General features: G+C 67.2%; 21 protein-coding genes and 1 pseudogene. 15 read left to right on the forward strand and 7 right to left on the reverse strand.

Annotation, left to right across the window (positions count from 1 at the left end):
* From M1247_RS29180 to M1247_RS29220, 9 genes and pseudogenes are all read left to right on the forward strand, one after another.
* Nucleotides 1-954: a PDR/VanB family oxidoreductase gene (locus M1247_RS29180; RefSeq protein ID WP_317160000.1), complete on the forward strand. Its 954-nt coding sequence runs from the start codon at nucleotides 1-3 to the stop codon at nucleotides 952-954.
* The gene (locus tag M1247_RS29185) at nucleotides 951-1193 is read left to right on the forward strand and encodes a ferredoxin (protein WP_317159898.1); all 243 of its coding nucleotides are present in this window, start codon (nucleotides 951-953) and stop codon (nucleotides 1191-1193) included. The genes M1247_RS29180 and M1247_RS29185 overlap by 4 nt, the downstream gene beginning before the upstream one ends.
* Nucleotides 1193-2278, forward strand: a complete 1086-nt coding sequence (locus M1247_RS29190) for an S-(hydroxymethyl)mycothiol dehydrogenase (protein WP_317159899.1) — start codon at nucleotides 1193-1195, stop codon at nucleotides 2276-2278. Before M1247_RS29185 ends, M1247_RS29190 begins: the two co-directional genes overlap by 1 nt.
* A gap of 94 nt (nucleotides 2279-2372) precedes the next feature.
* A pseudogene (locus tag M1247_RS29195) lies at nucleotides 2373-2658 on the forward strand (MBL fold metallo-hydrolase); the annotation flags it as partial.
* An 802-nt stretch (nucleotides 2659-3460) separates the two neighbouring features.
* Nucleotides 3461-4015, forward strand: coding sequence for a hypothetical protein (locus M1247_RS29200; protein ID WP_317159900.1), 555 nt, complete (start codon nucleotides 3461-3463; stop codon nucleotides 4013-4015).
* A 61-nt stretch (nucleotides 4016-4076) separates the two neighbouring features.
* Nucleotides 4077-4484, forward strand: a complete 408-nt coding sequence (locus M1247_RS29205) for a TOBE domain-containing protein (RefSeq protein WP_317159901.1) — start codon at nucleotides 4077-4079, stop codon at nucleotides 4482-4484.
* Nucleotides 4481-5242, forward strand: a complete 762-nt coding sequence (gene modA, locus M1247_RS29210) for a molybdate ABC transporter substrate-binding protein (RefSeq protein ID WP_317159902.1) — start codon at nucleotides 4481-4483, stop codon at nucleotides 5240-5242. The genes M1247_RS29205 and modA overlap by 4 nt, the downstream gene beginning before the upstream one ends.
* 33 nt (nucleotides 5243-5275) lie before the next feature.
* On the forward strand, nucleotides 5276-6277 hold the full coding sequence (locus tag M1247_RS29215; RefSeq protein WP_317159903.1) for an acetyltransferase Pat: 1002 nt from the start codon (nucleotides 5276-5278) through the stop codon (nucleotides 6275-6277).
* On the forward strand, nucleotides 6274-7110 hold the full coding sequence (locus M1247_RS29220) for a shikimate 5-dehydrogenase (protein WP_317159904.1): 837 nt from the start codon (nucleotides 6274-6276) through the stop codon (nucleotides 7108-7110). The genes M1247_RS29215 and M1247_RS29220 overlap by 4 nt, the downstream gene beginning before the upstream one ends.
* Here the strand turns inward: M1247_RS29220 and M1247_RS29225 are convergent.
* On the reverse strand, nucleotides 7107-7358 hold the full coding sequence (locus M1247_RS29225) for a hypothetical protein (RefSeq protein WP_317159905.1): 252 nt from the start codon (nucleotides 7356-7358) through the stop codon (nucleotides 7107-7109). The genes M1247_RS29220 and M1247_RS29225 overlap by 4 nt on opposite strands.
* Before the next feature lie 110 nt (nucleotides 7359-7468).
* Here M1247_RS29225 and M1247_RS29230 point away from each other — a divergent pair, with 110 nt between their 5' ends.
* Both M1247_RS29230 and M1247_RS29235 read left to right on the forward strand, forming a co-directional pair.
* On the forward strand, nucleotides 7469-8128 hold the full coding sequence (locus M1247_RS29230) for a DUF5642 family protein (protein WP_317159906.1): 660 nt from the start codon (nucleotides 7469-7471) through the stop codon (nucleotides 8126-8128).
* A gap of 28 nt (nucleotides 8129-8156) precedes the next feature.
* A complete protein-coding gene (locus M1247_RS29235; RefSeq protein WP_317159907.1) occupies nucleotides 8157-8831 on the forward strand; it encodes a DUF5642 family protein in 675 nt (224 codons plus the stop codon).
* Between the two features lie 3 nt (nucleotides 8832-8834).
* Here the strand turns inward: M1247_RS29235 and M1247_RS29240 are convergent, their stop codons facing one another.
* Both M1247_RS29240 and soxR read right to left on the reverse strand, forming a co-directional pair.
* Nucleotides 8835-9431, reverse strand: a complete 597-nt coding sequence (locus M1247_RS29240) for an alpha-ketoglutarate-dependent dioxygenase AlkB (protein WP_317159908.1) — start codon at nucleotides 9429-9431, stop codon at nucleotides 8835-8837.
* A gap of 33 nt (nucleotides 9432-9464) precedes the next feature.
* Nucleotides 9465-9896 carry a redox-sensitive transcriptional activator SoxR gene (gene soxR / locus M1247_RS29245; protein ID WP_317159909.1) on the reverse strand — a complete coding sequence of 144 codons (432 nt, stop codon included), beginning with the start codon at nucleotides 9894-9896 and terminating at the stop codon, nucleotides 9465-9467.
* Between the two features lie 48 nt (nucleotides 9897-9944).
* On the opposite strand from soxR, the gene arcA reads away from it, so the two are divergent.
* Nucleotides 9945-11153, forward strand: a complete 1209-nt coding sequence (gene arcA, locus M1247_RS29250) for an arginine deiminase (protein ID WP_317159910.1) — start codon at nucleotides 9945-9947, stop codon at nucleotides 11151-11153.
* Nucleotides 11154-11203: 50 nt separating this feature from the next.
* Here the strand turns inward: arcA and M1247_RS29255 are convergent, their stop codons facing one another.
* Nucleotides 11204-12055: a putative endonuclease domain-containing protein gene (locus tag M1247_RS29255; RefSeq protein ID WP_317159911.1), complete on the reverse strand. Its 852-nt coding sequence runs from the start codon at nucleotides 12053-12055 to the stop codon at nucleotides 11204-11206.
* A 170-nt stretch (nucleotides 12056-12225) separates the two neighbouring features.
* Nucleotides 12226-13776 carry a dolichyl-phosphate-mannose--protein mannosyltransferase gene (locus M1247_RS29260; protein WP_317159912.1) on the reverse strand — a complete coding sequence of 517 codons (1551 nt, stop codon included), beginning with the start codon at nucleotides 13774-13776 and terminating at the stop codon, nucleotides 12226-12228.
* A 24-nt stretch (nucleotides 13777-13800) separates the two neighbouring features.
* Between M1247_RS29260 and rsmI the strand changes: the two genes are divergently transcribed.
* The gene (rsmI, locus tag M1247_RS29265; RefSeq protein ID WP_317159913.1) at nucleotides 13801-14637 is read left to right on the forward strand and encodes a 16S rRNA (cytidine(1402)-2'-O)-methyltransferase; all 837 of its coding nucleotides are present in this window, start codon (nucleotides 13801-13803) and stop codon (nucleotides 14635-14637) included.
* Here the strand turns inward: rsmI and M1247_RS29270 are convergent.
* On the reverse strand, nucleotides 14593-15840 hold the full coding sequence (locus tag M1247_RS29270; protein ID WP_317159914.1) for an aminodeoxychorismate synthase component I: 1248 nt from the start codon (nucleotides 15838-15840) through the stop codon (nucleotides 14593-14595). The two genes, rsmI and M1247_RS29270, sit on opposite strands and share 45 nt — an antisense overlap.
* A gap of 180 nt (nucleotides 15841-16020) precedes the next feature.
* On the opposite strand from M1247_RS29270, the gene M1247_RS29275 reads away from it, so the two are divergent.
* Nucleotides 16021-17322, forward strand: a complete 1302-nt coding sequence (locus M1247_RS29275; RefSeq protein WP_317159915.1) for an MFS transporter — start codon at nucleotides 16021-16023, stop codon at nucleotides 17320-17322.
* Complete coding sequence (locus M1247_RS29280; RefSeq protein WP_317159916.1) at nucleotides 17319-18965, forward strand: amidohydrolase; 1647 nt, start codon at nucleotides 17319-17321, stop codon at nucleotides 18963-18965. Before M1247_RS29275 ends, M1247_RS29280 begins: the two co-directional genes overlap by 4 nt.
* On the opposite strand, the gene M1247_RS29285 is transcribed toward M1247_RS29280, so the two are convergent.
* Nucleotides 18944-20467: a PucR family transcriptional regulator gene (locus tag M1247_RS29285; protein WP_317159917.1), complete on the reverse strand. Its 1524-nt coding sequence runs from the start codon at nucleotides 20465-20467 to the stop codon at nucleotides 18944-18946. The genes M1247_RS29280 and M1247_RS29285 overlap by 22 nt on opposite strands.
* Between the last annotated feature and the right edge of the window lie 2 nt (nucleotides 20468-20469).

Raw genomic sequence — 20469 nt, forward strand, 5'->3', positions numbered from 1 at the left:
ATGTTTCTGGAGGTGTCGAGTCGGCGTGACATCGCCGACGACGTCATCGAACTGAGCTTCCGCGATCGTGATGGGGGGCCACTCGTCGACTGGGAGCCCGGCGCTCACATCGATCTCACCGTCTCGCCGGGCGTGGTTCGCCAGTATTCGCTCTGCGGCCGCCCTTCCGATCGACAGCACTATCGAATCGCAGTGCTGCGAGAGGCTTCCGGCCGCGGCGGATCTCGGGCTGTCCACGACATTGTTCAGGTCGGCTCGGTGTTCGAGGTGGCCGGGCCGCGGAACAACTTCGCGCTTGAGCCAGTGCCCGGCTACCTCTTCATCGCCGGCGGCATCGGAATCACTCCGATCATCCCCATGATCGACACGGCAATCTCATCCGGTGCAGACTGGCAACTGGTCTACGGCGGTCGTCATCGGACGTCGATGGCTTACACGGAGGAGCTCGAACAACTCGGCCCCAACGTATCGATCCGCCCGCAGGACGTCGACGGGCTGCTCGACATCGAGGGAGCACTGAGCCGGTGCGCGCCCGACACCCTGATCTACTGCTGTGGGCCCGAGCCACTGTTGAGAGCCGTTGAAGACCATTGTGAGCGGCGGCAGCTGCTCAGCTCGTTGCGGTTGGAACGCTTTCAGGCACGTCAGCCGACCGACGATGTGATCGATGCCGAGTTCGAGATCGAGTTGGGCTGCAGCGGCCGGGTGCTGACCGTCCCCGCCGACCGCAGTGTCTTGGATGTCCTGCGCGACTGCGGTATCGACGTCATCTCCTCGTGTGAGGAGGGCGTGTGTGGTAGCTGTGAGATTCCGGTGCGGTCCGGGATCCCCGAGCACCGGGATTCCATCCTCACCGACGAGGAGCGCGCAGCCGGCGACCGCATGATGGTGTGTGTATCCCGAAGTCGTTCAGCGCGGTTGTGCCTTGACGTCAAGCCTGCGGATGCGACGTGAGCTTCGAAGCGCTGGGGCGGCGCGTCGAAGTCGATCGCAGACGGTGCGAAGGGCACGCACAGTGCGTGGCCACCGCGCCGCACACCTTGCAACTCGACGATGACGGCGACGTGCAGGTTATCGGCCGCAGAACCGCCATGTCGGCCACCGAACTCGACGACGTGGCCATGGCCGTGTCCGCGTGCCCGATGAATGCGCTTCGATTGCTCGACGCGCGCCCCGACGATCCAGGAGCCTGATGTCAGAAACCGTGCGCGGAATCATTTCTTTGCGAAAGTCCGCCGAAACCGAGATTGCCGCGATAGTCCTTCCCGATCCAGGGCCACACGACGTCGTGGTGCGAGTCCAAGCCTGCGGGGTGTGTCACACCGATGTCGCCTATCGGAACGGCGGCATCGGCGATGAATTCCCGTACCTGCTCGGCCATGAAGCCGCCGGGGTGGTCGATGCGATCGGATCCGCGGTGACGCGCGTACAGCCGGGGGACTTCGTGGTGCTGAACTGGCGTGCCGTCTGCGGCGAGTGCAGGGCCTGCCGTCGTGGTCGGTCGCAATTCTGCTTCAACACGCACAATGCGTCTCGTGCGATGACGTTGGAAGACGGCACAGAGTTGACGCCGGCCCTGGGTATCGGGGCGTTTGCCGAGAAGACGTTGGTGCACGAGGGGCAATGCACCAAGGTCGACCCGCGGGCCGATCCGGCAGCCGTCAGCCTGCTCGGGTGTGGGGTCATGGCCGGGATCGGCGCGAGCATCAACACCGGTGGTGTCACCAGGGGCGATTCCGTCGCCGTCATCGGATGTGGCGGTGTCGGCATTGCCGCGATCGCCGGAGCTGCATTGGTGGGTGCCACCACGATCATCGCCGTCGACCGTGACCGACGAAAACTGGACTGGGCGAAGCAATTCGGCGCGACGGACACTCTGCTCGCGGGCGAGTGCGACATCGTGGAGTCCATTCGTGCGCTCACCGGCGGTGTAGGTGCTGACGTGGTGATCGATGCCGTCGGCAGACCAGAAACCTGGATGCAGGCGTTCAATGCCAGGGATCTCGCCGGAACGTTGGTCCTCGTCGGAGTGCCGACACCGGACATGAGACTCGAAGTTCCGATGATCGACGTCTTCTCACACGGCGGAGCACTCAAGTCGTCATGGTACGGAGATTGCCTTCCTGAGCGGGATTTCCCCACCATGGTCGCGCTGTTCCGTCAAGGGCGGCTCCCGCTCGATCGATTCGTCACCGAACGAATCGCTCTGGATGACGTCGAGGCGGCCTTCGAAGCCATTCACGCCGGCACCGTACTGCGTTCGGTCGTGATGCTGTGACTGAATCGAAAGTGGTGGCCCGTTCAGACGATCTGCGGCTCGAAAAGCTGGTTACCAAGGGTGTTTTCAGTCTCGACGTCCTAATTGTGCTGCACGCGTCGGCTTCGGCGGAACCGAGCTCCAAGTGGTGCATACCCCGGGTCACTCACCAGGCTCCGTGTGCCTGTACCTGCCAGAGGGCACCTGATGTTCAGCGGCGACACGTTGTTTGCGGGAGGGCCCGGCGCCACGGGGCGCTCCTATTCCGATTTCCCGACGATCATCGATTCCATTCGTGATCGAATCCTGGGCTTGCCGGCGGGTACGCAAATCCACCCCGGCCACGGGGCATCCACCACAGTCGCCGAAGACGTGATGACTGGATCGCGCGTGGCCACTGATTGAGCGTGAGGCCACGAGGACGGCCTACTCCAGGGAGCGCAAGCGCAGCTCGGCACGTCGATCCCTGCCGGAACACCCAGTTCATGATCACCGATGTGGTCGGCATCCTGTGTCACGCTCAGATCTGGCAGGTGCGGAACTTGACGGCAGGCCACCGACCGGATCTCCCCGGGGACGAGGACGTTGGACCTCGGCCCCCGAGGAATATTTGCTGTAGCCATCTTTTATGGAATTATTTCCTGTAAGTTCGGCCTGTGATCCGCACCACCACCGATGCTGAAATCGTATCTCCGGCCCAATTGTCGAATCGCGTATTCGTCGTGTTTCCGGACGCATCGGACAACTCGCGCCCGGTCCCTGGCCATTCCGGACCGGGACTCATCGGCCTTACCTGTGCGTGCTGATCTTTCCGATTCAACGCTGTTTCATCGGGTTTGAGCATCTCGGAGTGAAAGCGGGTCCCCAGGCTTACCCTCGGGAATACCTTGCGATAGCCTGCTACAGCAGATTGGCCAGTTGGGGGATTGCGATGGCGAACGATCTGGAAGTCAATTCACGAGGGTTAAGTGCAGGCGCTGGCGGCAGCGACTCAATAGCCCTGGAATTGACTCCGGTAACTGCCGGTGGACGGGCGGGGGCTCACCCCACCCACGCGGCTGTTTCAGCGATGGACACTGCGACGTATTCGGCGCGGGTTCGTCAATCGACACGGGTGAGTGCCCAGGCAGGGAGTATGGTCGCTGCTGCGGGTCGGTACGACGCCATTGACGGTCAATACGCAGGGAGCTTGGCGGAGCCAATGTGAGTGCGACTGCTAGTGCAGCGCTGACCCGATCGCAGATCGCAGCTTGGGACACAACGCATTTGGAAGATGCTGCCATGCGGTGGCGCCAATTGGCGGCTGAGTCCGAGGAATTGTTTGCGCGGCACCGGCAGAACATCTCCTCCCCGGGCGGCACCGATTGGGTCGGCGACGCCAGAGATGCCGCGCTCGACCGTGTCACCACCGACGCGAATGTGGTCCGCAAACAGGGCGACATTCAGCGTGAAGCCGCCGACATCGCCGAGAACGGCTGCCGGGATATCCGGGCCGCCCAGTTTCAAACGCTCGAAGCCATCAACGTGGCAGAAGAGGCGGGGTTTCGGGTCGCCGAGGATCTGTCGGTCACCGACCGCCGACGAATGGATGTCTACACGATGGCCACCCGGTACACCGCTGCCAGGGAATTCGCCGAGGACATCCGGTGGCATGCCGAGCGACTCGTGCAGGCCGACGCCTATATCGCCCAACGGTTGCAAGCCAAAGCCGCTGAGTTGAGCGGCGTCCGATTCGGCGGGGACACCATCCAGGCATAGATCCGTGTTAGCGGATTTAACTGCCTGTTTTATCCGTGAATGCGGTTGTTAGGCTCTGGTGATGCCGGAGATACGTATTCGTGAAGCGGCCGGGTTGCTCGGCGTCAGTGACGACTCGGTGCGGCGCTGGGTTGACGATGGTGCGCTGCCCGCACACCTCGACTCCGCGGGCCGCAAGGTGATCGACGGCGCCGCCCTCGCGGCGTTCGCACGCGACCATTCCTCCGGCCCGCCGAAGGACCCGCTGGGTATCGGCAGTTCGGCGCGCAACCGGTTCGCCGGGTTGGTGACCAACGTGACCGCCGACAAGGTGATGGCTCAAGTCGAGATGCAGTGTGGGCCGTTCACGGTGGTGTCATTGATGAGCAGTCAGGCCGTGCGGGAACTGGGCCTCGAACCCGGCAGCGTCGCGGTCGCCGTCGTCAAAGCCACCACGGTGATCGTCGAAACCCCGCGAGGACAGTCATGACCCGGTTGCGGGCGTTGTGGCTGGGCGCCGCGTTGACGATCGCCCTGGCCTGCGGCTGTGGCTCGACCGGCGACTCCGCGGGGACCGAGTCGATCACCGTGTTCGCCGCGGCGTCGTTGAAGACGGCGTTCACCGAGATCGGCGAGCAGTTCGAGACCGACAATCCCGGCACCTCGGTCGAGTTCTCCTTCGCGGGGTCCTCGGACCTGGTGACCCAGCTGACCCAGGGCGCGCGTGCCGATGTCTTCGCCTCGGCCGACACCCGCAACATGGACAAGGCCGCCGACGCGGACCTGCTCGACGGTGCCCCGGTCGACTTCGCCACCAACACCCTCACCATCGCGGTCGCGCCGGGGAACCCGAAGGGCATCAAGTCCTTTCGGGATCTGACCAGACCCGATCTGAGTGTGGTGGTGTGTGCGCCACCGGTGCCGTGCGGAGGTGCGACGGAAAAGGTCGAGCACGCCGCCGGGATCACCCTGTCCCCGGTCAGCGAGGAAACCTCGGTCACCGATGTGCTGAACAAGGTGACCACCGGTCAGGCCGACGCGGGGATCGTCTACGTCACCGACGCCTCCGGTGCCGGGGACAAAGTCACCGCCGTCGCCTTCGGCGAGGCCGCGAAGGCGGTCAACACCTACCCGATCGCGGTCCTCAAGGAGTCCGACCGGCAGGAGCTGGCCCGTCGCTTCGTCGCCCTTGTGGCGGGGGAAGACGGCCAAAAAGTGCTCGCCGCGGAAGGATTCGCCAAGCCCTGACCACAGGCGTGGACACGTCGTAGCCTGGGGTACGTGGCCGAGCTGACCGAAGTCCGCGCCGAGGATCTGGCGGCTTTGGAATTCTTCGCGGGATATCCGCCTGCCACCCTCGCCCCGCTGGCCGAGCAGCTCCGCCCGCTGTCGGCGGTCCCCGGCCAGGTGCTGATCCGGCAGGGGGACCAGGCCGTCACGTTCATGCTGATCGCCTCCGGACGCGTCCGGGTCAGTCACGAGGGTCCCGACGGCGAAGCCACGGTTCTCGACATCGAGCCCGGCCTGATCATCGGTGAGATTGCCCTGCTGCGCGACGCACCGCGCAACGCGACGGTGGTGGCGGCCGAACCGCTGACCGGCTGGGTGGGTGAACGCGACGCGTTCGACATCATCCTGGACCTGCCCGGAATGTTCGACCGGATGGTGCGGATCGCCCGCCAGCGGCTGGCAGCGTTCATCATCCCGATTCCGGTGCAGGTCCGCACTCACGAATGGTTCTACCTGCGGCCGGTGCTGCCCGGCGACGTCGAGCGCACCATGAACGGACCGGTCGAGTTCTCCAGCGAAACCCTCTACCGGCGCTTCCAATCCGTGCGAAAGCCCACCAAGGCGTTGCTGGAATACCTGTTCGAGGTGGACTACGCCGATCACTTCGTCTGGGTGATGACCGAGGGGGCGCTGGGCCCGGTGGTCGCCGACGGCCGGTTCGTCCGGGAGGGACACGGTGCGACGACCGCGGAGGTGGCCTTCACCGTGGGGGATGACTATCAGGGCCGCGGCATCGGCAGCGTTCTGATGAGCGCTCTGGTGGTGTCGGCGGGATGTGTTGGGGTGAAACGCTTCAGCGCGCGCGTGCTGAGCGACAACTACGCCATGCGCAAGATCCTGGATAAGCTCGGCGCGGTGTGGGAACGAGAGGATCTCGGCATAGTGACAACCGAAGTGGACGTTCCTCCTGCCGACTCCACGCCGTTACCGAGCGCGCTCACCGCACGGATCTGCGATGCCACCCGACAGGTGATCAGGGCGGTCAATCAATGAGGCCGCCCCTGAGCAAAGACACCACGCTGTGCATCTCGCTGGCCGCACGGCCCAGCAACATCGGCACCCGGTTCCACAACTATCTCTACGATCGACTCGGCCTGGACTACCTCTACAAGGCGTTCACCACCACCGACATCGCCGCGGCCATCGGCGGGGTGCGGGCACTGGGAATCCGCGGCTGCTCGGTGTCGATGCCGTTCAAGCGTGACGTGATGGCGCTGGTCGACGAGATCGAGCCGTCGGCCCGTGCGATCGAGGCGGTCAACACCATCGTCAACGACGGAGGGTCTCTCACCGCGTCGAACACGGACTACATCGCGGTGCAGAGCCTCATCGAACGCCACCAGCTGGAACCGAGTGATTCGGTGCTCATCCGGGGCAGCGGTGGTATGGCCAACGCGGTCGGTGCGGCGTTCCGGGACAACGGTTTTCATGCAGGCACGATTGTCGCGCGCAATCGGGACACCGGGAGCGCGTTGGCGGACCGGCTGGGTTACGACTATGCACCCGAGGTCGACGGACTCACCGCGGCGGTGCTCGTCAACGTCACGCCCGTCGGGATGGCCGGCGGCCCCGAGCAAGACCGCAGCGCGTTCGAACCGGTGACGATCGAGGCCGCCCGGATGGTTTTCGACGTCGTCGCGATGCCCGCCCATACACCACTGATCGCTGCGGCCCGGGCGGCGAGCAAGTCCGTCATCACCGGGGCCGAGGTGATCGCGTTGCAGGCGGCCGAACAGTTCGAGCGCTACACCGGGGTGCGGCCCACCGACGAACAGATCGCCGCGGCGTCGGCGTACTCGCGGTCGGAGACGATCAGAAGCGGCTAGCAGCGCGCGGTGAGCAGGACAGTCGCAGGCGCGGCGGGCCGCGCGCGGACCGACGCGACCGTGCACCGGTCCAGCGGCGCCGCCCCGATTTTGTACAGCGTCACGCGGTAGCCGTCGCGTTGCAGTTCGTCGATCGTGTCCTGGGCCGAACCGACCCCGGACGGTGCGGCCCAGGCCTGGGTCGGGAAGCCCAACGTCAGTGCGGACAGCGCACCACCGGTGACTGCGGCCAACGCCAATCCGTTCACCCGTCATGCCTCCTGCCCGCGCTCATATCTCAACCACTTCAACCGGCGCGCCCAGCGCTAAATTCCGCAGGTCCGCAGCGGTAACACCCCGGCTGTGGTAACAACGCGGCGTGCGCGTTATCGCGGCCGCGGTGGCCCTGGCGCTGGGCCTCACCGCGTGCGGGCAGCCACCCGCGCCGAACACACCGTCGACGCCGGGCGCATCGAGCACGGCGAAGATGGTCAACCCGGCCAGGATCGACCGCGTGCGGGCGGATCTGCCCGCGGGATACGAGGTCGCCGAGATCGACCGCCGCGCCACACCGGTGTCGTTGTGGGGATTCGGCCCGAACTGGTCGGCCGATCCGGCAGACTGCGCGACGGTCGCCGCACCCGCGGTGGACACGGCGACCGGCCGGGGCTGGTCGGCTTCGGGAGCGGGCGGCATCGTGTACGCCGTGGTGACCCGCGCCGCCGCCCCGCCGGACCCTGCGCTGGCCGATGAGTGCGAGCAGTGGACCGTCTCCGGTGGCCACGCCACCGGCACGGTCAACGCGATCACGGCGCCTGCCATCGACGGTGCCGTGACCTCCGCTATGGCCACAGCGGTGACCACCGTCGTCGAAGGTGGCACCGAGACCCGCTCACACGCCGACACCTTCACCGCGGACCTGGGCGACTACCACTGCTTCGTCACCGTCATCACCGATCCGGGTTCTCCGAATCCGCCACTGTCCGCGGACTTTGCGGCCGACCTGCTCGTGAAAACGGTGTCGGCGCTACGCGGCTGAAGACGCGGCGCCGGGTAGGTTTGACGCGATGCTGAACCGGAATGTGGTACTCGCCACCGTGGGCACCGCGGCCTGCACCCTGACCCTGGTCGCCTGCGGTCAATCAGACCAAACGGAGTTTCCGAACGCCGATATCGCCAACGTCAACCAGCTGAGGTCGAGCTTCGGCCCGGAGTTCAAGGTCCGCGACGTCGCCCCGACCGGTATCGATCCGAAAATGCTGGCCCCGCAGAAGATGCCGCCGGGCGTGAAGTTCGAGCCCGCCGACTGTGCCAAGTTCGCCGAGGGCCAGTCCATGCCGCCCGGGCTGCAGGGCAACATGGCGGCGACCGCGGCCGAGGGGGCGGGCAACCGGTTCATCGTGCTGGCCGTGGAGACCAACGAGCCGATCCCGTTCAACGACCCTGGTGATGCCTGCAAACAGGTGAAGTTCGCGGGGCCCGGTTCCCGCGGTCAGGTCGACGTCGTCGAGTCCCCGCAGATCGAGGGGGTCCGCACGGTGGGCACCCACCGCATCGTGCAGACCGCCGTGCAGGGCAGGCCCCGCACCGGCGAGCTGTTCAACTATGTGGCCAGTTTCGGGTCGTACATGGTGATCGTGACCGCCAACCCGTTGGTGGTGCCCGACAAGCCGGTAGCGCCCGTCGATACCAAGCGGGCCCGCGACCTGCTGAGCGCCGCGGTGCACGCGGTGCGCGGATAGGGCTCAGCGCACATCGTGCGGGCGGAACTGGATGCTGATCCGCGGCCCGATCAGCCTGCTGGTCTTCGGGATGGAGTGCTCCCAGGTGCGCTGGCACGAGCCGCCCATCACCAGCAGGTCGCCGTGCCGGTGCTGTAGTCGCAGAGTCTGCCCGCCACCCCGCGGACGCAGCGCGAAAACCCTTGTGGCTCCGAGGCCCACAATCGCCACCATGGTGTCCTCGGTGCGGCTGCGGCCGATGGTGTCGCCGTGCCAGGCCACACTGTCCTCACCGTCGCGGTACATGCACAGCCCGGCCGTGGTGAACGGTTCGCCGAGCTCTCCGGCGTAGGTATCGTTCAGCCGCCGGCGGATCTGCTTCAGACGGGGGTGCGGGGCGGGCTCGTCGACCAGATTGTGGAAACTGATCAGGCGGGGCACGTCGAGCACCCGGCCGTACATCTCCCGCCGCTCGGCCCGCCACGGGATGGCGTCCATCAGCTCGTCGAACAGCGGGTCAGCGTCGGCCAGCCAACCCGAACGCAGCTCCACCCAGGCGCCGTTGGCGAGTCGGCGACGTTCAGCGTGCTCGAACAGCGAGCCTTGCAACGCCAGCTCCATGGCGGCGAGTGTATCGCACAGGCGTTCGATTCGTCAGAGGCGTGCGGCGCCCGGTCCCTGCTGGGCCAGCATGTCGTTAGGGTTGGACAATTGGCAGGTTTTCAGGCTCAGGCAACCGCAGCCGATACAGCCGGTCAGGTTGTCGCGCAACCGTTGCAGGTGCAGGATGCGGTCGTCGAGGTCCTGGCGCCAGCCCGCCGAGAGCTTGGCCCAGTCCTTGCTTGTGGGGACCCGGTCGGTGGGCAGGCTCGACAGCGCCTCGCGGATCCGGGCCAGCGGGATGCCGAGCCGCTGCGACATCCGGATGAAGGCCACCCGGCGCAGTGTCTCCCGTGGATAGCGGCGCTGATTGCCCGAGGTGCGCCTGCTGGCGATCAGGCCTTCACGCTCGTAGAAGTGCAGCGCCGAGACCGCGACACCGCTGCGTCGCGCCATCTCCCCGGGGCTCAATTCGTGGATATCCATGACACCTAAACCCTACTTGAGGTGACGGCAGGGTTTACCGTTCATGGTGTGACAGATGTGGTGTTGGGCTCCAGCTCCGAAGTTGGCACGCTACGCGTCGTCATCCTGCACCGCCCGGGTGCCGAACTGCAGCGTCTGACACCACGCAACAACGATGCGCTGCTGTTCGACGGCCTGCCCTGGGTGGCCAAGGCGCAGCAGGAACACGATGCGTTCGCCGCGCTGTTGCGCTCCCGAGGTGTCGAGGTGCTGCTGCTGGCGGATCTGCTGAGCGAGGCCCTGGCCTACAGCGGCGCCGCGCGGATGCACGGGATATCCGCGGCGGTGGACTCCCGGCGCCTGGGTGTGCCGTTGGCGCAGCAACTTTCGGAGTATCTGAGGACGCTGGAACCAGGTGCGCTGGCCCATGTGCTGATGGCGGGCATGACATTCAACGAGCTGCCGCTGCGCGGGGCCGAGCTGTCGTTGGTACGGCTCATGCATCACGGCGGGGATTTCGTGATCGAGCCGCTGCCCAATCTGCTGTTCACCAGGGACTCGTCGTTCTGGATCGGCCCGCGGGTGGCCATCACCTCGCTGGCGCTGCCCGCGCGGGTGCGCGAGTCCTCGCTGACCGACCTGATCTACGCGCACCATCCCCGGTTTCTCGGTGTGCGGCGCGCCTACGAATCCCGGTCGGCGCCGGTCGAGGGCGGGGACGTGATGTTGTTGGCGCCGGGTGTGGTCGCGGTCGGGGTGGGGGAGCGGACGACGCCCGCAGGTGCCGAAGCGTTGGCGCGCAGCTTGTTCGACGACGATCTGGCGCATACGGTGCTGGCCGTGCCCATCGCTCAGGAGCGGGCGCAGATGCATCTGGACACGGTCTGCACGATGGTCGATCTCGACGCGGTGGTGATGTATCCCCACGTGGTGGACTCGTTGTCCGCGTTCACGATCCGGCGTGCCGAAGGGGGCGTGCACATCGGTGACGAGCAACTGTTCGTGCGTGCTGCCGCCGAGGCCATGGGGATCGACCGGCTGCGCGTCATCGACACCGGGCTCGACCCCGTCACTGCCGAGCGTGAGCAGTGGGATGACGGCAACAACACCCTGGCGGTCGCGCCCGGCGTGGTCGTCGCCTATGAGCGCAACACGGAAACCAATGCGCGGCTGGCGGACTCGGGCATCGAAGTGCTGCCGATCGCGGCGTCGGAGCTGGGGACCGGCCGTGGCGGGCCACGCTGCATGTCCTGCCCCGCGGCGCGCGATCCTGTTTAGATTGCGCCGGTTTCGACACCAGGGCTGCGAAATCGGCGTCATCGCGACCCTCATGTCGAAGTCGGCGAGTAGCCTCGGCGGGCGAACGCCTCTCGCACGCGATGCAGGATGAACGCCCGGCTGTGCTCGGCGACCACATGGATGTCGATCCAGTCCTGGCGGTCGATCAGTTCATTGCGTCCGATGTCGTGCACATAGCGAGGCCGGTCCGAGGCGTGGTGCTTGCCGTCATAGTCGATGCCGATCTTCGGCTCGTCATACCCCATGTCGATGAACGCCTCGTTGAACCCGTCGGACACCCGGATCTGTGTGCGCGGTCGCGGTAACCCGTCGTCGATCAAGATGAGGCGAACGCGGGTTTCCTGTGGCGACTGGGCGCCACCGTCCATCAGGCGCAGGGCCGTTCGCGCACTGCGTATTCCGCGTAGCCCCGGGTATCGCGTGGCCAGTTCCAGCACCTGGTCGGCCTCGATGCCGGTGGCACAGCCGAGCGCGTCGAGGTGGCGCACCGCGGCGTTACGCGGCAGGAATCGGGCGAGGTCGAGCGCTGTCCGAAGAGGTGTGGTGACGCGGACATCACCGATCCGACAGACCTCGTCGGACCCGAGGCGCTCGTCGCGCACCACGATTCCGGGCCTGCGACGTCCATGCTTGGCGATCAATTCCACCGGAGTGTCGTCACCGACGTATTGCGCACCGTGCAGCGCGGCGGCGGCCCGGCCGGCGATAATCGCGCGGCGACCGGTCCACAACCATGCGGCCACGGTGTTGTCGGCCAGGGTCGGGGCGGCCTCCTTCGGCAGGTAGACGCGTGGCTGTGCCGCGGCGTACCGCCAGCGCAGCTGTCCACGGGTGAGCGCGCCGGCGTCGACGGCCTCGGTACCCAGAAATGCCTGGCTCATGCTCGGATGCTGTGCGCAGGCGCCGACAATTCGGCCTACCGTTGTTCGATTTCACGACAGGGCTGTGGATAACCGCGCCTCCTCTGCGCGCCGATTTCGACACCACGGTCGTCACAGCTCGGGTTTCACAGCCCTGGTGTCGAAATCGGCGTGCAAGGCGCAAAACAACGCTACCGCCAACTGGGCAACCAGATCTCCAGATTCCAGGTCGCTTGGGAGATCGGGATACCGGTGAGGATCGGATACATCCACGCGAAGTTCGTGATCACCAGCGCCACATAGAAACACACCGTCAGCAGCCCGAGGGTGCGACGTTCGGGATTCTGGTTGGGCTTGTACAGAATGTCGCCGAGGATCAGCGCTATCGCCAGCACCAGGAAGGGCGCCATCACCGACGCATAGAAGAAGTACATCTGCCGGTCGATGTCGGCGAACCACGGCAGGAAGCCGGCGAAGTAGCCCACCAGTACTGCGCCGTAGCGCCAGTCACGCCCGACCACGGCCCGCCACAATGACCAGCCGATCACCGGCACGGCGATGAACCACATCGCGGGGGTGCCGACCAGCATCACGGCCTTGACGCAGGACTGTGCCCCGCAGCCGGCCACATCCTGGTTGTCGATGGCGTAGAGCACGGGCCGCAACGACATCGGCCAGGTCCATGGTTTGGATTCCCACGGATGGTGGTTGCCGTCGGCGTTGGTCAGCCCGGAATGGAACCGGTACGCCGCGTGGGTGTAGTGCCACAACGAGCGCAGCGCGTCGGGCATCGGCAGGATGCTGTTCTCGCCGATCGACTGGCCGACCTCATGGCGGTTGACCGCGGTTTCGGAGGCGAACCACGGCGCATACGAGGCCAGGTAGACCAAGACCGGAATCAGGCCCAGCGCGTACACCGCGGGCCCCAGATCACGTCGCAGCGTTCCCAGCCAGGGTTGCGGCACCCGGTACTGCCTGCGCGCGATGACGTCGAACGCCAGCGTCATCACGCCGAAGAACAGCACGAAGTACAGGCCGGACCACTTGGTCGCACAGGCCAAGCCCAGCAGCACGCCTGCACCGAACCGCCACCACCGCACACCCAACCGCGGGCCCCACGGAGTCTCGTCGATGCGGCCCTCGAGAAACGCGGTGTGCAGGCGCATCCGCACCTGGTCGCGGTCGACGATCAACGCGCCGAACGCCGCGACCACGAACAGCGTCAGAAACCCGTCCAACAGTGCCGTGCGCGCCGTGACGAAGCTGACCCCGTCGGCGATCAGCAGCAATCCGGCGATCCCACCGACCAGCGTCGAGCGGCTGATCCGGCGGGCGATCCGCACGATCAGCAACACCATGATGACGCCGCAGACCGCCCCGGAGAACCGCCAGCCCAGCCCGTTGTAGCCGAACAATCCTTCCCCGATGGCAATCAACTGCTTGCCGACCGGTGGATGGACCACGAGCCCGTAGCCCGGATTGTCCTCGACGCCGTGGTTGTGCAGCACCTGCCAGGCCTGCGGCGCGTAGTGCTTCTCGTCGAAGATCGGGGTGCCCGCATCGGTGGGCGAGCCCAGGTTGAGGAACCGGCTGACGGCGGCAAGCGCGGTGATGACCGCGGTCATGGCCCAGCCGTGCAACCGGTCGACCGGCCCGAAATCGGCCACGGGAACCAGCGGCGCGGGGCTGATGGTGGGGACCGAGCGACCAGCCGACGGCGTTTCGGTGGCGAGGGCGGTCACGCAAGCGATCGTAGGCTGTCGGGCGTGACACCCGGCAAACTACTGATCGGCGCCACGCCGTTGGGCCAGCCCGCAGACGCCTCGACGCGGCTCGTGGAGGCGCTGACAAGCGCCGACATCATCGCGGCCGAGGACACTCGGCGTATCCGCACGCTGGCCCAGGCCCTCGGGGTCACACCTGCGGGTCGGGTGCTGAGCTTCTTCGACCAGAACGAGGCCAGCCGGGTGCCGGGGCTCCTCGACGAGATCGGCGGCGGTGCGACGGTGCTTGTGGTCAGCGACGCGGGGATGCCGTTGATCAATGACCCTGGCTATCGGCTGGTGGTGGCCTGTATAGAAGCCGGGTGGCCTGTGTCGTGCCTGCCGGGACCGTCTGCGGTGACGACGGCGCTGGCGGTGTCCGGCCTGGCCTCGGACCGGTTCTGCTTCGAGGGCTTCGCGCCACGCAAACACGGCGCCCGCACCGCCTGGCTGCACACCCTGGCCAACGAGCAGCGCACGTGCGTGTTCTTCGAATCACCGCGCCGGCTTGCCGACACTCTGCGGGACGCGGTCGAGGTGCTCGGGCCGGCCCGCCGCGCCGCAGTGTGCCGCGAGCTGACCAAGACACACGAGGAGATCCTGCGCGGCACGCTCGACGAGCTGGCGCAGTGGGCCGGCGGGAAAGTGCTGGGGGAGATCACCGTCGTGCTGGCCGGTGCCACGCCGAGTGCGGACCTGCCCACGCTGGTGGCCGAGGTGGAAGAACTGGTCGACGCCGGTGCGCGGGTCAAAGATGCGTGCGCGCAGGTGATCGCCGAGAATCCCGGTGCCCCGTCACGGCGCGAGCTCTACGACGCGGTGCTGCGCGGCCGGGCCTGACGGAACGACGATCGACGCTGCTTTGTCCAGGCACTCCTGCCATTCCGCATCCGGGTCGGAGTCCGCGGTGATGCCGCCGCCCACCCCGAGCACCGCCGAGCCATCAGCGGCGAATTCCACGGTGCGGATCGCGACGTTGAGCTCACAGCCCGCCACCGGCGACACCAAACCGACTGTCCCGCAATAAACCCCACGCCTGTAGGGTTCCCACTCGCGCAGCAGCCGGCGGGCGCGGGTCTTCGGGGTGCCGGTCACCGAGGCCGGCGGGAACGTGGCGTCGAGCAGCGCGGCCATCGGCACTTCGGCAGGCACCTGCGCGGTGACCGTCGAGACCAGGTGCCAGACCCCGGGCGCCGGCCGTACCGCCAGCAACTCGGGCACTGTCACCGAACCGGTCACCGCCACCCGGCCCAGGTCATTGCGGACCAGGTCGACGATCATGATGTTCTCGGCGACGTCCTTGGCCGATGCCGACAACTCCACCGGATCCGCGGACCGTGGCAGGGTGCCCTTGATCGGACTCGACGTCACGACCGTGCCGCGGCGACGGAGGAACAGTTCCGGTGACAGCGAGGCCACCGCACCCCACCGGCCCGCGAGATAGGCCGCCCGCGCCGGCGCGGTCCGCGTGACCGCGTTGACAAAGAAGTCCAGCGGTGCACCCTCGATCCGGCCGGTGAACCGGGTGCACACGCACGCCTGGTACACCTCGCCCGCCGCGATGGCGTCCAGGCAGGCCAGCACGCCGTGCCGGTGGGTGGCCCGGTCAGGTGGCGTCCACTGCAACGCATACGGCTGCGTATGCGTCGGCGATATCGCCCCGAGCCAATTGGGAAGCGCTGCACCCGTGAGGCTTTCATACCACCAGCAGCCTTCGGCGTCCTGGCGCAGCACGCAGTCCGACCAGCCGCCCGCGGCTTCCGGTATCCGCGGCCCACGCCCGTCGGCCCCCGGATCGGGATACGACAGGTAGCCGAACCAGCCCCCACCGACAACGTCGGCCCGGGGCACGCCGTGCGCGGCCACATCGAACGCAGCGGCCACCGGCGCCGTGTCCACCGACGGGGCGATCACCGCGCGCGAGGAGAACCAGTCGCCGATCAGCGCGGCCGGCGGCGGCAGGCCGGCGCGGGTTGCCGCGGCGGCGACACCACGCAACACGGCCGGGGCGGCGCCCAGGTCACCGAGCCGCTCGATCCGCATCGACCAAGCTTGCTGCGTCGTCCTGGCAGAAGCAAAGCGCATCCCCCCACCGAGGGCTGGCCATTTGTCGATCGGTTGCTCTGGAGGTAGACGAACGTCAGGTTGTGTACGTCACAATCGGCTCTTTAGCGTGATCGCGAACACAAGCCGTGTCGGTCTTCGGTCAGTAAGGAAACGCCCGTGACGAAAGATTCGGTCCCGATCGCGCGGCCAAAGCGGGCTGCGCTCGCCGCGCTAGCGGGAACCAGCATCGAATGGTACGACTTCTTCATCTACGCGACGGCGGCCGCCCTGGTCTTCCGCGAAGTCTTCTTCCCACCGGATATGGATCCGGTGCTCGGCACCGTCGTCGCCTTTGGGACAACGTCTTTCGGCTACCTGGGCCGGCCGCTCGGTGCGTTCATCTTCGGGCACCTCGGTGACCGCTACGGCCGCAAACCCGTGCTCATCGCGACCCTGCTATTGATGGGTCTCGGCACCTTCGGAATCGGCCTGCTGCCCTCCTACGCGGCGGTCGGCGCCGTCGCGCCGCTGCTGCTGATCATCCTGCGGCTGCTGCAAGGCGTGGCGATGGGCGGCGAGTGGGGCGGTGCGGCGCTGCTGGCGATCGAGCACGCCCCCGATGAGCGCCGCTCGTTCTTCGGTTCGTTCGCCCAACTCGGATCCTCGGTCGGGGCGACGCTGTCCGCTGCGGTGTTCGCGGTCTCCGAACACATCGGCGGCGGCCTCGCGGCGGGGTCGTGGCGGATCCCGTTCCTGCTCTCGGCCGTGCTCGTGGTGATCGGGCTCATCGTCCGCGTGGTGGTCGGCGAATCGCCGGAGTTCGCCCGCGCGCGCAATGCCGCGGAACTGTCAGCCGCACCGGTGCGGGAGGTGTTCCGGTCACCGCGGCCACTGCTCATCGGCATCGGCGCGATGCTCGTCGCGACCGGTGGCTACTACGTCACCTCGTCGTTCTTCCTGTCCTATGCGTCCGAACAAGCCGGAGTCGCCGTCGAGCTGTTGCTCAACGCGCTGATCATCGCCGGCCTGTTCGAGATGGTGTTCGTGCCACTGGCCGGCTGGTGGGGCGACAAGTGGAAACCGCAATACGTGACGGTGGTCGGCCTCCTCGGTATCGCCGTCATCGCGGTGCCGCTGTATCTGCTGGCGCATACCGCATCCTTCCTGGTGATCACGCTCATGCTGGTGGTGACGGCCCTGTTCACCGGTTGCAACTACGGGCCGATCGCGGCCGTGATCGCAGGCATCTTCCCGGTACGGGTGAGGTACACGGGGGCCTCGCTGGCCTACCAGGGCGCTGCCCTGACGGCCGGGGCGCTGACCCCGATCGTGCTGCCCACCCTGCTCGGCATGGCGTCCGGTTCACCGGTGCTGATCTTCGGTTACCTCGCCGTGCTGTGCGTCGGGGCGGCCGGCTGCGTGCTGGCGACCCGTCAGCTCACCCTCCTCGCCGAACCCGCGAAGGAATCGGTGGAATGACGGTCGATCTGGCTGAGGTACTGGTCCTCGGCGGCACGATCCGGCCCCATGCCGGCGAGGATGTGGTGCCCGCGATGCTGGTGCGCGGGGAGCGCATCGTCGCGGTCGGGAGCGAAGCCGATTGCCGCGCGCAGGCCGCCGCGCGGGTCGACGTCCTGGAGATCGACGGCGGCACGGTGCTTCCCGGTTTCGTCGACGCGCACTGCCACCCGCTCATGTACGGGCAGTTCGCGTCGTGGGTCGACTGCAGCTGGGAGGCCGCCCCGACGATCGACGACGTCGTCACCGCGCTGCGGGTCAGGGCAGGCCTGGGTTCGGGACCGGTGCGGGGCAAAGGCTTTCATCACGGCAATGTGGCCGAACAGCGGCTGCTCACCCGGCACGATCTCGATCGCGTCGCCCCCGACCGGGAAGTGCTCGTGTTCCATTCCAGCGGCCACGGCGCCATCGTCAACAGCTGGACGCTGCGGGCCATGGGGGTCACCGCCGACACTCCCGATCCGGCAGGCGGGCATTTCGGCCGCGAGGCCGACGGCAGCACACCCGACGGCACCGTGTGGGATTCGGCCGCCGATTGGCTGACCGGGCAGTGCGGTGTGAAGATCACGAACAACGGCCCCAACTTTCACCTGCCCGACGACGCCGCGGCACTCGACGCACAACTACAGGTCGCGCAGGCACATCTGCATGAGCGTGGCATCACCACGGTCGTCGACGCACAGGTGACCGCACGCGAACTCGGCACCTATCTGCGGGCGAACCGGGCCGGTGCGCTGACGATGCGCGCCGAGATGCTGGTGATCTCGAGCCTGATCGGTGCCCTCGAAGCGCTCGGTGTCTGCGGGCGGTTCGGCGATGACCGGCTGGCCATCGCGGGGGTGAAGCTCTACGCCGACGGGGCGCTCACGGCGGGCACCGCGCGGTTCTCCGAGCCGTACTGCTGCAGCGTCAACGACTTCGGCTACCTCTACCACCCGAACGGGGAGCTCGCCGAGCTCATCACCCGGGTCGCGGCACTCGGCCTGCAGTCAGCCACGCACGCTCAGGGCGATGCCGCCATCCAATTGGTCCTCGACGCGCATGACGGCCTCGCGTCCGACACCACACCGGACGCCCGGCACCGGATCGAGCACTTCGGCGCGCCCACCGCGGCGCAGGTTCGGCAATGTCGCGCGCTGCGACTATGGCCGATCACCCAGCCGCAGTACCTGTTGCGTTACGGCGACGAGTTGCTCGGCTCGCTCGGGGACCGGGCGCAGCGCCTGACACCGCTCGGCGAGATCCGAGATGCGGACGTACCCGTGGTGCTGTCGTCCGACGCGCCGGTGTGCCCGCCGCGTCCCATGGAAGCGGTCGCCGCGGCGGTGCATCGCCAAACCTTCGCGGGCCGGCGTCTCGGGTCAGCTGACCAGCGGCTCAGCATCGCCGAAGCGCTACGTGCCCATACGCTTACGGCAGCGGCCTCGGCTCACCGCGAGACGGTCATCGGGTCACTGGAGCCGGGAAAGTTCGCCGATTTCGTTGTGCTCGCGGCCGACCCGCTGACCGTCGGCGCCGACGAACTCGCCCACGTCGAAGCCGAGGCGACCTGGGTGGGCGGGCGTCAGGTGTTCGATCGCCGTCAGTCCTCGGTCATCAGCTGAAGCGCCGCCCACAGTTCGAGGCGGTCACGCAGCACATCCAGGTCGAGGTCAAGGAGCCGGCCGGCCAACTGGATCCGGTTGCGCAGTGTGTGCCGGTGGATGCCGAGTTCGCGGGCCGTTGCGTCCCAGGCACATTCGTTCTGCATCCACACGCGCACCGTGGTGAGCAGTTCGGCACCCTTGTCGGCGTCGTGGGCCTGCAGGACCCGCAAGATGCCACGGGCCACCGCACCCGCCTGCTCGCCGCGCAGCAGCCCGAGCATCCCGCGGTCGAGGAATTTCTGGAACGCGACGCTGGGCTGACCGGTCTCGACCGCATGGCGTAGCGCGCGCTCGGCCTCGGCCACGCCGCGAGACAGCTCCTCGAACCCGACGTCGGCCGAGGTCCCGACCGGGATCGAATGGCGGGCGAGCAATCGCAGAAGATCCTGTGGCGGCGCGGCTTCGGTGAGCACGATGATGCGGTCCTCGCGCTGGGTGTAGAACACGCGGCCGCGTCGTTCCTCGGTCTCGCGCTCCAGCGCGTCCAGGAGGAAATCGCTGTGGTGCGGCTTCTGGGCGACCATCACCGTCAGCGGCTCGGCGGGCAGCCCGCCCCACACCGATGTGGCGGTACGGGTGGCCAGCTCCCGGTCGCCTGTGCGCAGTTGCTCGAACAGGCCGTCCCGCAGATGGTGATGGGCCTTGTCGAGGGCGCGGTTCTGGGTCAATGCCAGGCCCGCCAATGCGATCACGCTGTTGACCAGGTCCGCGGCCGGATCCGACCACTCCAGGCCGCCCAGCACGAGCACGCCGTCAAGACGCTTGCCGTGGCCGATCGTCTGGATGGTGAACTCCCGCTCACCGAGCACGACGCGGGACGCCGAGCGCACACCGCGCTCCAGTACGGTCCGCACGGCATCGCGGATGGCGTCGTCGAGCTGGGTGACCGGAGGATCGGTGGGGGAGCGGATACGCGCGCCCACCGCGTCGAAAAGCAGTGCCGAACAATGCAGCTGGTTCTCCAGCTCCGCCAGGATCGATGTCAGCCCATCGGGTCGCATCGCCGCCCGCGCGATCGCCCGGTGGGCATCGAGGGACCACCGGATGCGCGCGGTGTGTTCGCCTGCCAGCTCGTCGGCGACGTATCGGGCGATGGCCAGAAACGGCGTGAGATCGGTGATCAGGAACAACGGCAGTCCGTGGCGGCGGCACGCTGATTCGAGTTCGGGTGGCAGGCGCCCGTGGATGAGGGAGATACCGAAGCCCAGACCCAGGATGCCGTTCTCGGCAAGCCGGGCCACGTAGGAGTCGTAGCGGTCCCGAGTGGGTGTGTGCGGCGGGAACTGGCTGCCGTCGGTCAGCAACAGGTGGCCTGCGTCGAGGAACGGTGTCGGATCGGCCAGCTCGGAGCTGTGCACCCACGACACGGGCTGGTCGATCGACGGTTCGCCCTCGCCGTCACCACCCACGATGAGCCGGGTGCTCGCGTTCCAGTACCTCAGCAGCGAACGAATGGTCACGG

The organism is Mycobacterium appelbergii (genome assembly GCF_032883035.1).
GTDB lineage: Bacteria > Actinomycetota > Actinomycetes > Mycobacteriales > Mycobacteriaceae > Mycobacterium > Mycobacterium appelbergii.